10 protein-coding genes are annotated in these 12059 nt (G+C 39.7%); 4 read left to right on the top strand and 6 right to left on the bottom strand.

The features are described 5' to 3' along the window. Window positions 1-53: 53 nt before the first annotated feature. Window positions 54-950: a sulfite exporter TauE/SafE family protein gene (locus PPBDW_RS10830; RefSeq protein ID WP_036795446.1), complete on the top strand. Its 897-nt coding sequence runs from the start codon at window positions 54-56 to the stop codon at window positions 948-950. 86 nt (window positions 951-1036) lie between these two features. Here the strand turns inward: PPBDW_RS10830 and lpxH are convergent, their stop codons facing one another. Both lpxH and PPBDW_RS10820 read right to left on the bottom strand, forming a co-directional pair. Beyond that, on the bottom strand, window positions 1037-1777 hold the full coding sequence (gene lpxH, locus PPBDW_RS10825; RefSeq protein WP_036795445.1) for a UDP-2,3-diacylglucosamine diphosphatase: 741 nt from the start codon (window positions 1775-1777) through the stop codon (window positions 1037-1039). Window positions 1778-1821: 44 nt separating this feature from the next. Next, window positions 1822-2316: a peptidylprolyl isomerase gene (locus PPBDW_RS10820; RefSeq protein WP_036795443.1), complete on the bottom strand. Its 495-nt coding sequence runs from the start codon at window positions 2314-2316 to the stop codon at window positions 1822-1824. 191 nt (window positions 2317-2507) lie between these two features. Between PPBDW_RS10820 and cysS the strand changes: the two genes are divergently transcribed. Further along, complete coding sequence (gene cysS / locus PPBDW_RS10815; protein ID WP_036795441.1) at window positions 2508-3887, top strand: cysteine--tRNA ligase; 1380 nt, start codon at window positions 2508-2510, stop codon at window positions 3885-3887. A 346-nt stretch (window positions 3888-4233) separates the two neighbouring features. Then, on the top strand, window positions 4234-5316 hold the full coding sequence (glpQ, locus tag PPBDW_RS10810) for a glycerophosphodiester phosphodiesterase (RefSeq protein ID WP_036796441.1): 1083 nt from the start codon (window positions 4234-4236) through the stop codon (window positions 5314-5316). A gap of 80 nt (window positions 5317-5396) precedes the next feature. On the opposite strand, the gene PPBDW_RS10805 is transcribed toward glpQ, so the two are convergent. Next, window positions 5397-6215, bottom strand: coding sequence for an ion transporter (locus tag PPBDW_RS10805; protein WP_036795439.1), 819 nt, complete (start codon window positions 6213-6215; stop codon window positions 5397-5399). 186 nt (window positions 6216-6401) lie between these two features. Next, entirely contained in the window at window positions 6402-7040 is a 639-nt protein-coding gene (locus PPBDW_RS10800) for a YchE family NAAT transporter (RefSeq protein WP_036795438.1), read from the bottom strand. A 722-nt stretch (window positions 7041-7762) separates the two neighbouring features. On the opposite strand from PPBDW_RS10800, the gene adhE reads away from it, so the two are divergent. Next, the gene (gene adhE, locus PPBDW_RS10795) at window positions 7763-10447 is read left to right on the top strand and encodes a bifunctional acetaldehyde-CoA/alcohol dehydrogenase (protein WP_036795437.1); all 2685 of its coding nucleotides are present in this window, start codon (window positions 7763-7765) and stop codon (window positions 10445-10447) included. 177 nt (window positions 10448-10624) lie between these two features. On the opposite strand, the gene PPBDW_RS10790 is transcribed toward adhE, so the two are convergent. Together PPBDW_RS10790 and PPBDW_RS10785 are read right to left on the bottom strand one after the other, a co-directional pair. Continuing rightward, window positions 10625-11314, bottom strand: a complete 690-nt coding sequence (locus tag PPBDW_RS10790; protein ID WP_036795435.1) for an SDR family oxidoreductase — start codon at window positions 11312-11314, stop codon at window positions 10625-10627. 221 nt (window positions 11315-11535) lie between these two features. Next, window positions 11536-12045, bottom strand: coding sequence for a VC2046/SO_2500 family protein (locus PPBDW_RS10785; RefSeq protein ID WP_036796440.1), 510 nt, complete (start codon window positions 12043-12045; stop codon window positions 11536-11538). Window positions 12046-12059: the final 14 nt, after the last annotated feature.

Genomic DNA, 12059 nt, shown 5'->3' with positions numbered 1-12059 from the left:
AGTGACGTGCACAATTGTGTGCCTCGAATAACCTTCTCGCATTTGTAGTAGTTATGTCCATATTTACCTTGATACAAGCGGGATTGCTTGTTGGTGGCGGTATTTTTAGCTTTATGCTGTTTATAGCATGGCAGAAAAACCGTAAGCAGGAAGCAGAGACACGTATTATCCCTATTGCCATTGTTGGTGGTTTTGCCCATTTTTGCGATACTTTAGGCATTGGCAGTTTTGCCATTATGACTGCGGGTTATAAGCAGTTTAAGTTAATTGATGATCAGCAGTTACCCGGAACCCTTAATTGTCAGTCAGTGATGCCAACTGTTTTTCAGGCATTTATCTTTATGACAGCGGTTTCGGTTGATTCGGTAACGTTATTAAGCCTCGTCGTTGCTGCTTGTGTTGGTGCAACTATTGGGGCGCGGTTAGTCTCAAGTTGGGATCGACAACATATTCGCATCGTAATGAGTGTCGCATTATTAATTGTGGCGAGTTTAATGCTTGCTGGACAATTAAAGTTGTTTCCACTTGGAGGTAGCAGCCTAGGTTTAAGCGGTTGGAAGTTAGCCATCGGTATTGTTGGTAACTTTATTTTTGGCGCGTTAATGACGGTAGGTATTGGCTTGTATGCGCCATGTATGGTGATGATTTACTTGTTGGGGATGAATCCATTAGCGGCTTTTCCGGTCATGATGTGCTCATGTGCGTTTTTAAGTTTCTTCTCATCGGCAAGTTTTATTCGCCACAATCGATTTAATAGCCGCGCGACAGTGACTGTGGCGTTGGTTGGGCCGATAATGGTGATGGTTGCGGCTTATTTAGTGAAATCATTAGATATGCACGTACTCGCGTGGTTAGTGTGCGCCGTGGTATTTTACACTTCTGTGACCATGTATCGTTCATGGGCTGCGGATAGAAAAATTATGCCAAGTGCGGTAATGAAACCACAATAAGTCTAACGTTCGTAACGTGTTATTTATGAAAGCAAAAGGTACGCATGTCGTACCTTTTGCTTTTTTTATGATTTAGATATGAATGATCAGTTTGAGATTGGGGCATTAAAATTACGGGTTTCTAGTTGATAACCATTGGCGTCATATACGAGTACTGAACCGTGATCATACCAATCACCAAGTACAATACGCTGTGCTGGTAGACCATCAATATTAAGGTTATGAATATCAGGTCGGTGAGTGTGACCGTGAATCATCTGGGTGACATTAGCATCACGCATTATACGTATGACTTCTGCCTGAGTGACATCCATAATTGATTGACTTTTAGCTTGATTATTTTTACCACTACTCTGACGAAATTTATCACCGACTTTAATACGGTACGATAATGGTAATCGTGCAAATAACCATTGAATAACAGGGTTATGGACTTTTTTACGGTAGCGTTGGTAGGCCTGATCTTCGATGCAGAGTGTATCACCATGTAAAATTAGCGTTGGTGTACCATAAAGATCAACCACAGTATGTTCGGGCAATACTATTATTCCCGTTTCGCGGCTAAATCGTTTACCAATTAAAAAGTCACGATTACCATGAATAAAGTAACAAGGTGTGCCAGCATCTGTCAGCGTTTTGAAGGCTTGTTTGACTTGCTGTAAGAAAGGGGAGTCTTCATCATCGCCAATCCACATTTCGAATAAATCCCCTAATACATACAAGGCGTCGATAGCGTGGGTTTCTTGTGCCATAAAGCGTAAGAAACAAGCGGTAATGTCTGGACGTTCAGCACTTAAGTGCAAATCTGAAATAAATAATGTGGTCATAAGTGATTAAGAAAGGGCGGTAATTGACCGCCCTTTGCGAAGTATTAGTCTTCGATTGTTACGTTTTCGATGATAACGTCTTCAACAGGCACGTCATCGTGGTAACCGTTACGGCCTGTTTTTACTGCTTTGATTTTATTTACTACGTCCATGCCTTCAACAACAGCAGCAAATACACAGTAGCCCCAGCCACTCATGTTCTCGCCTGTGAAGTCTAGGAAGTTGTTATCTTTTACGTTAATGAAGAACTGTGAGCTAGCTGAATGCGGTGCGTTTGTACGCGCCATTGCTAATGTGCCTGTTTTGTTGCTTAGGCCATTGTTTGCTTCATTGTTGATTGTTGCGCGTGTTTCTTTCTCTTCCATACCAGGAAGCATGCCGCCGCCTTGAACCATGAAACCATCAATAACACGGTGGAAAATAGTACCGTTATAGAAACCGTCACGGCAGTACTGTAAGAAGTTAGCACAAGTTACCGGCGCTTTATCTTCGAAAAGGTTAATTTTGATATCACCAAAATTTGTGTGAAGGGTAATCATGATTTTTTCCTTAAATGGAGTGTTTTCTTTAAGCGTGAATATTAACTTACCTTAGCCTTGTCAGACAAACATTACCCGCTTAATCTGCACTAATTGCTAAAATAGCATCCATCCAAGGATTTTCCTTGCGATCAAATGCTATAAAAGGTGTAATTACCGACAAATTCGAAATTAATGAGTAATGCTGAGACATGTTAAAGATCTATAATTCGCTCACTCGACAAAAAGAAGTATTTACACCCATCCATCCTGGCAAAGTCGGTATGTACGTCTGTGGCGTTACGATCTACGATTTATGTCATATTGGACATGGTCGTACATTTGTCTCTTTTGATGTGGTGTCGCGTTATTTGCGTTACTCAGGCTACGATCTTACTTTCGTGCGTAATATTACAGACATCGACGATAAAATCATTAAACGTGCTGCTGAAAATGGTGAAAGCTGTGAATCATTAACTGAGCGTTTAATTGGTGAAATGCACGCTGACTTTGATGCTTTAGGTATGAAACGTCCAGATGTTGAACCACGTGCTACACAATTTATTGCTGAGATTATTGCACTTTGTGAGCGTCTAATTGAGCGTGGTTTTGCATATGTTGCCTCTAATGGCGATGTGATGTTTGAAGTGAGCAAGTATGACGATTATGGTCGTCTTTCTAAGCAAGATCTTGATCAACTTCAAGCAGGCGCGCGCGTTGATATCGATATGGCAAAACGCAGCCCATTAGATTTTGTGTTATGGAAAATGTCAAAGCCAGGCGAACCTACATGGGAATCACCATGGGGACCTGGTCGTCCGGGTTGGCACATTGAATGTTCAGCGATGAACTCATCTATTCTTGGCGATCACTTTGATATTCATGGTGGCGGCTCAGATTTACAATTCCCTCACCACGAAAATGAAATTGCGCAATCATGCTGTGCTCACGATGGTCAATATGTGAATACATGGATGCACAGTGGCATGGTAATGGTTGATCGCGAGAAGATGTCTAAGTCATTGGGTAACTTCTTCACCATTCGTGATGTGTTAAACCACTACGATCCTGAAACGGTACGTTACTTCCTAATGTCTGGTCATTACCGTAGCCAGCTAAACTATAGCGAAGATAACCTTAAGCAAGCTCGTTCAGCGCTTGAGCGTTTATATACTTCATTACGTGGTTTGGATACGACAGTAGAAGCTGCTGGCGGTGAAGAGTTTGTTGCTCGTTTTAAAGAAGCAATGGATGATGACTTTAATACTCCTGAAGCGTACTCAGCATTGTTTGATATGGCACGTGAAATTAATCGCCTTAAAACGGATGATGTAGTTGCAGCTTCTGTATTAGGCGCTCGTATGCGTGAATTGGCTGATATTTTAGGTTTATTATCTCAAGAGCCTGAAGTTTTCTTGCAAGGTGGCGCTGGTGAAGATGATGTTGCTGAAATTGAAGCGTTAATTCAACAACGCTTGGATGCACGAGCAGCGAAAGATTGGGCTGCGGCTGATGATGCACGTGATAAGTTATTAGCAATGGGTATTATTTTAGAAGATGGCGCACAAGGTACAACGTGGCGCCGTAAGTAATATTTATTAGCTTACAGTCATTACTATAAAACCGAGGCTTTTAGTCTCGGTTTTTTTATATCCTCATTTTATCTATTATTCTTAGATTTTTACGTACTGCAGTTATTTGCTGGGCTTATCATCAAATTTAATATTATTAGTGAAAGAGGTTTCTTCGGTGAATATTTAATGACTTTATTCTACTTTGGAATCAACGTCACTATTCGAGAATAAAAAGCATGGTTTTACGTATTATTATTGTCATATACGTATTCGATCGCAATATTGTCATTAATTATTTGTATCATTGTTTCGAATGAAATTATTAATGTTCGATATTGAACAATATGTAGTTGAAGGAATAATGATGAAGAAAGTGATTTTAGCGACGTTGATCGGTTGTGCGGTATTATCAACAAGTGCTATTGCCCAACCTAATACCGATAAAATTGTTATTGCCCATCGTGGTGCGTCAGGTTATTTACCAGAGCATACTCTGCCAGCTAAAGCACTTGCGTATGGTATGAAGCCGGATTATATCGAGCAAGATGTGGTGATGACTAAAGATGATAAGCTGGTAGTACTTCATGATCATTATCTTGATAGAGTAACCAATGTTGCGGCACTGTTTCCAGATCGAGCTCGTAAGGATGGTCGCTACTATGCGATTGATTTTACGCTCGCTGAAATTAAGCAATTGAGTGTGACGGAAGGCTTTAATATTAAAGACGGTAAGCAAGTCCAAGGTTTCTCTGAACGTTTCCCTATTTGGAAGTCTCATTTTACAGTGCCAACGTTCCAAGAAGAAATCGAAATGATCCAAGGGTTAAATAAAACCTTAGGCTATGATATTGGCCTATATCCAGAAATTAAGGCGCCGTGGTTTCATCGTCATGAAGGTAAAGATATAAGTAAAGCGGTATTAACTGTGTTAAAGCAATATGGTTATATAGATAAAAACAGTAATGTTTATCTGCAAACTTTTGATTTTAATGAATTGAAACGTATTAATGATCAATTAATGCCAGCCATGGGCATGGATCTAAATTTAGTGCAGTTAATGGCAGAAACTGACTGGAACGAGACCATGGTGTACGATAAATCAGGTAAAGCACATCCGTATGATTATGATTGGATGTTTAAGCCTGAAGGGATGAAAACGTTGTCTCAGTATGCTGATGGTATTGGGCCATGGAAACCAATGATAGTGAAAGACAGCTCAAAATTGGGTCACATTGAACTCACCGATATGGTTAAAAATGCTCACGCTAATGGTATGGTTGTGCATCCTTATACTTTCCGTGCAGATAAAGATCGTATTCCAACCTACGTCAAAGATTATAATGGCATGCTCGAGGTATTTTATAATCAGGCTGATGTTGATGGTGTATTTACTGATTTTCCTGATAAAGCAGTTAGCTTTTTGCAACAACAAACTCAACACCATTAAATAACTACCTACTAATTAAATAGTTATTTTCTCGTTATTCGTAGCCCGTTCCATTTATTGGTACGGGCTTTTTTATAGCGTTATAACGTCTCAGGCAATTGCGTGCCGCACTTTTTGCAATATTCAGCATCCATTTCATGGCCGCTGGTGGCGCAATTCGGACAGCGAATAAGCCCGCGATGTGTTTTCATTTCTTGATTTAATTCTGCAGTAATAATACCTGTTGGTACTGCAAGAATTGAGTAACCCAATAGCATAGTTAATGATGCAAGTGCCTTACCCATGACGGTATGTGGCACAATATCGCCATAACCCACAGTGGTGATAGTAACGATTGCCCAGTAAATACTTTTTGGAATGCTGGTAAAGCCATTATTTGGTCCTTCAATAATGAACATCAATGAGCCAAATACCGTAACGAGTATTAATACTGAACTAAAAAATACAAATATTTTGCGTTGAGCATGGCGCAGTGAGCGTAACAAAATATTTGAATCTTTAAGAAAACGCGCTAATTTTAGAACGCGGAAAATACGTAGGACGCGAATTAGGCGAATAATTAATAAATAATTTGAGCCTGGAATTAAAAACGCAATATAGGCTGGAAGAATAGCGATTAAATCGATAACGCCATAGAAACTGCGAGCATAAGCTAATGGGCGAGGAGAGCAATATAAACGTAAAATGTATTCAATGGTAAATAGGATGGTGAATCCCCATTCAGCACCTACGAGTAGATGAGAGTATTGCGACTCAATGCTAGCAACGGATGAGATAATTAATATTATTTCAGAGCTTACAATGGCAATAATTAAGGCAATATCAAACAATTGTCCAAAGCGAGTAGATGTACCGAAAATAACTTGATATAGACGTTGTCTCAAGGTTAGTTTTGTCATAATTCAAATAGTATTTATTAACAAGTAAAACGCAACGTAGTATATAGAGGCTGCGCAGTGCCATTAACTGGCTTGGATGACTTCAAGTATATCAAAACCTCGCATCGACTTAAGCTTTTATTGAGTGCTAAAAAAGCCCCAACGTTATGTTGAGGCTTAGTATTCTCATCGAGATAAACCGTGTGATTAACTCAAACCCGGTAACATCACTCGTAGACCGTTAATAATAAATTCAATTCCAAGTGCAGCAAGAATCAAACCCATGATACGAGTAATGACGTTAATTCCTGTCTGGCCTAAAAAGCGTACTATGTAAGGCGCTGAACGAAATAATAACCAACAGCAAAAAGCAAATACTGCAATAGTAATCGCAATTCCTATGGTTGAGGTAATGCTAGGATAGCGAGATCCATACACTATGGTTGAGCTAATCGCGCCAGGACCTGCCATTAATGGCATTGCTAATGGTACGACACCGACTTGTTCACGACTGATTGATTCTGACTTCTCTTCTTTATTCTGTTTTACCTCGCCTATTTTACCGCTCATCATTGAAAAAGCGATGCTGAGAAGGAGTAAACCACCGGCAACACGAAAAGAGTCAATTGAAATACTGAATAGGTCCAGTAAATGCTGCCCAGCTATTAATGCGATAATCAAAATAATAACAACGGCAACATTGGTTGTTAATGCGGTCTTATTTCGTTCCTCTGGACTCATAGATCCCGTAAGAGAAACAAAAACAGGCATGATGCCAACAGGGTTTACCGTTGCAATAAGCCCCACGAAAAAATGTAAAAATATAGCTATATCAAAAGCCTGCATGGTTATGCCTGTTCGGTGACCTTAATTTCTTATGGTGTGGTAAGAAGTAAAATAGCCATTTAAATCTTTTATATTGGTAATAAAAATTAAACCATGAAAGGAGTAATTGACCGTCAATATGTATTACCTAAGTTAGTGATCTATAAGGGCGTATGTGCAAAAACTATCGTTGTTACAATATTTTAATCTAAGCTAGCTATTTCAGCCACTAATAAAAGCTAATTTGTGCAACTTAAGACGTGGATAATTTTTATATTAGATTGATTATGTAAAGTGAATTTTTGTGTATTAGGATTAATGGGCAAATGACGTGCTAGGTAATATGCAACAAATATTGAGCGGTTAGCGTGATAAATCGTGATTTCTGTCACAACTGGATGTGATAGGGGCTAGTAAATGTATTTTTATTACGTAATATTTCGGCTTGTGAAATAAATGATTTTAGTACATATTAAACAAATCAACTGTGAGGCTCATTAAATTGCATGTAAAAGCATGAAAAACGCACTACTTTTTGCCATTTAGTGATATTTTCAGCATTTTAAGGGTGTAGTGATCTAAATCAATTTCTTTTACAGTGTGAAAAATTATAATCAAATTTGAAAGCAATTTACTAAGTATGTGTATTGCAATAAATGTTAATGCGTTTTAACGCTTTAATGTGAAAGGATTCCAGCATGTTCTTACTAAATGATTTTTAATTTTAAAGCTAGGAGTTATGTATGCCTGTAACAAATATGGCTGAACTAGATGCAATGGTTGCACGTGTTAAAGCGGCTCAAAAAGAATTCGCTACTTTTTCTCAAGAGAAAGTAGATGCAATTTTCCGTGCAGCATCTCTTGCTGCAAACAACGCACGTATTCCTTTAGCACAGCAAGCAGTTGCTGAATCTGGTATGGGTATTGTTGAAGACAAGGTTATCAAAAACCACTTCGCTTCTGAATTTATTTACAACAAATACAAAGATGAAAAGACTTGCGGTATCTTAGAAGAGAACGAAGAGTTCGGCACTATGACTATTGCTGAGCCTGTAGGTATCATTTGTGGTATCGTTCCAACAACGAACCCAACATCTACCGCTATCTTTAAATCACTTATTTCTCTTAAAACACGTAACGCGATTATTTTCTCGCCACACCCGCGTGCTAAAAATTCAACCAATGCAGCCGCTAAACTTGTATTAGATGCAGCTGTTGCTGCTGGCGCACCAAAAGATATCATTGGCTGGATTGACCAACCTTCAGTAGAGCTTTCAAATGCACTAATGAAGCATGATGATATTAATCTTATCCTTGCAACTGGCGGTCCAGGCATGGTTAAAGCTGCTTACTCTTCTGGTAAGCCTGCTATCGGTGTTGGTGCGGGTAACGTACCAGTTGTTATTGATGAAACTGCTGATATTAAACGTGCAGTTGCATCAGTACTTATGTCTAAGACATTTGATAACGGTGTTGTTTGTGCTTCTGAGCAAGCAGTTATCGTTATGGATGAAGTATATGACGAAGTGAAAGCACGTTTTGCGTCTCACAACGGTTATGTTCTGTCTAAAGATGAAGCAAATAAAGTTCGTAAAATCTTGTTGATTAACGGCAACCTAAACGCAGATATCGTTGGTCAGCCAGCAACTAAAATTGCTGAGATGGCAGGCGTTAAAGTTCCAGCTAATACTAAGATCCTTATTGGTGAAGGTGAGCAAGTTTCTTACGATGATGAATTCGCACATGAGAAACTATCTCCTACATTAGGTATGTTCCGCGCGTCTTCATTTGAAAACGCAGTTGACCAAGCAGTAACTATGGTTGAAATCGGTGGTATTGGTCATACATCTGGCCTGTACACTAACCAAGATACTAACGCTGACCGTATTAAATACTTCGGCGACAAAATGAAAACTGCCCGTATTCTTGTAAACATCCCGACAACACACGGTGGTATCGGTGACCTTTACAACTTTAACGTTGCACCTTCGCTAACTCTAGGTTGTGGTTCATGGGGTGGTAACTCTATCTCTGAGAACGTAGGTCCTAAACACCTTATCAACAAGAAGACAGTAGCGAAGCGAGCTGAAAATATGTTGTGGCATAAACTACCTAAATCAATCTACTTCCGTCGTGGTAGTCTTCCAATCGCACTTAGCGATCTAGAAGGTAAAAAACGTGCGTTCTTAGTAACTGACCGTTTCCTATTTAATAACGGTTACGCAGATGAAATCGTATCTTTGCTTAAAGCGCAAGGTATCGAAGTTCAGACATTCTTTGATGTAGAAGCGGATCCAACACTTTCTGTTGTTGAGAAAGGCGCTGAAGCAATGAAGAGCTTCCAACCAGACGTGATTATTGCACTTGGTGGTGGTTCTCCGATGGATGCTGCGAAGATCATGTGGGTTATGTACGAGCACCCAGAAACGCATTTCGAAGAACTAGCAATGCGCTTTATGGATATTCGTAAGCGTATTTACAAGTTCCCTAAAATGGGTAAAAAAGCTGAGCTAGTATGTATCACAACGACATCTGGTACAGGTTCTGAAGTAACACCGTTTGCGGTTGTAACTGACGATAAAACAGGTGCTAAATACCCACTAGCAGATTACGAACTAACACCTCACATGGCTATCGTTGATGCGAACCTTGTGATGAACATGCCTAAGTCGCTAACAGCGTTTGGTGGTTACGATGCAGTAACTCACGCATTAGAAGCTTATGTATCAGTTCTTGCTAACGAATACTCAGATGGCCAAGCGCTTCAAGCACTAAGAATGCTAAAAGAGTACTTACCATCAAGCTATGCAAATGGTGCTAATGATCCAATTGCACGTGAGAAAGTACACAATGCGGCAACTATCGCTGGTATCGCGTTTGCTAACGCATTCCTAGGTGTTTGTCACTCAATGGCACATAAACTAGGTGCAGAGTTCCACGTACCACACGGTCTTGCTAACGCATTGTTGATTTCTAACGTTGTGCGTTACAACGCAAATGATAACCCAACCAAGCAAACTGCATTCTCACAGTACGCAAGCCCACAAGCGCGTCGTCGTTATGCTGAAGTTGCTGACCACTTGGGTCTATCTCATGCAGGTGATCGCACTGCACAGAAGATTGAGCGTCTACTAACTTGGTTAGACGAATTGAAAGTGAATCTTCAGATTCCAATGTCAATTCAAGAAGCTGGTGTTGCTGAAGCGGATTTCCTAGCGAAAGTTGATGAGTTAGCGGTAGAAGCGTTTGATGACCAGTGTACTGGTGCAAACCCACGTTACCCTCTAATCTCTGAGCTTAAAGAAGTATTACTAGCTTCTTACTACGGTAAACCTTTCATTGAAGGTGAAGCGTTTGAAGGCACTACAGTAATCAAGAAATCAGAGCCAGTAGTAATTGCTGCTAAAGGTAAAAAAGCGAAAGCTTAATCCTCTTTACTGATTAAAAAATAATAAAGCCCGTCTAGCAATAGACGGGCTTTTTGTTTGGGGTTATTTACAGAATCGATAAATGATCAAAATTAACCTCTTAAACCTTAAACCTAAAAAAGGCCGAGTAGTTATACTCAGCCTATTGGTTAGATTCATTGTTTAGTACTGGTGAGATTAGACCCCAATTTCAGACTCAAGCATTCGGCCATTAAATGAATCGTTACGGACAATATATTCAACATTACGTGCAATTTCATCCTGCATCGGCACGTTAACTATCGTGTGCTGTTCATGGCGTTTGTCTTGTAAATTAATTGGCACAATACCGCCGACTCGAATATTTAAACTCGCAAGTTCATTAGCCCAATTTTGAGTTAAGCCGCTAACAACCGTTTTACTTGTTGTTGGCGTATGTGGGTGATGGTTTTCATGGCTCAATGCTAAATTAATAATGACACTTTGGTGGGGTTGATACTGCATAAATTCAGCAGCAACTTTGCCGAAAATAAAAAAGCTGGCGGCACTTTTTTGCATAATAAGATTAAAATCAGTGATTGATGTCGGTGATAATAAATGTGGTATTTCAGTTCCAGTCCAAGTGTTTAATAAAATATTAATGGCACCAAAGCGATCAGTGACTTGTTGGAATAAGGATTGAATACTGGCTTCATCATAACATTGCATGTAGAAAGCGGCTGAAGCATCATTAATTTTACGGCAAGATTGTAAGGTTTTTTTTAACTCAACTTCATTATTATCGACGAGTGCTAAGGTTGCTCCTAATGATGCGAAATGAAGTGCCACCGCTTTACCAATAGGGTTACCAGCATCGGTAATGATAGCGACTGATTGTCCGATATGCATAGATTCCTAGCCTTAATGTTTGAATGGTTCAATTTAAGCCTTATTGGTATCAATATGGGAGTGGTTATCTCTAAGGCAATTACTAGTATCAATATTAGCCAATAAGGCCGCAAACTAATAATAATAAAGAAGAAATTATGAGCAATGTCACGAACAAATACCGTAGTTATTTCTGCATCATAAATGACATATTTTATCTTTGACCAACTGCAAATATTGCTTTAAGCAGCCCAATTCATTTCACTTAGGCGTTTAGATTTAATCAGGGCTAAGTAAAGATTTTGTGGTGTTGCTTGAAGAGGTTTGGGTTCGACTGGCGGTAACTTACGGCGTTCGTGGATCGATAAGTTATGAAACAAATCTTCAGGTAAGCCTTTAGTTTGTTGCGGTGGGTAGCAAAGGGCGGTGGGTTGTAACTGTGACAGTAAACGAGTGCTAGTTAAACTGGCTTGGTGAAAAGCTTGAGCCTGCTCTGCTGAGCGCTGATAACATGATGCTGTTGATGTTAGTGGCTGCGAAGCTGGAATTTCAAAATAAGCCCGTAATTGTTGCGATGACTGTGTTTCAGTCGGCGTTGTATCTACAGGAATATTCTCATGCAGATCAGAAGATAATAGTGCCAGCATTAGAGAGAAATCAGCACGACGGCCACTTTCAACCGCATGGTTGAGGTTAGTACCGAGTTGGATTTCATTAATGAGCTGTATATTATCAAGTGATTGAGTTTGCATGTAACCAATAGACA

Origin of the sequence: Photobacterium kishitanii, from assembly GCF_000613045.3 — a bacterium.
GTDB lineage: Bacteria > Pseudomonadota > Gammaproteobacteria > Enterobacterales > Vibrionaceae > Photobacterium > Photobacterium kishitanii.
Note: the sequence above shows the minus strand (reverse complement) of the source record. Positions and strands in the feature narration are given on the sequence as shown.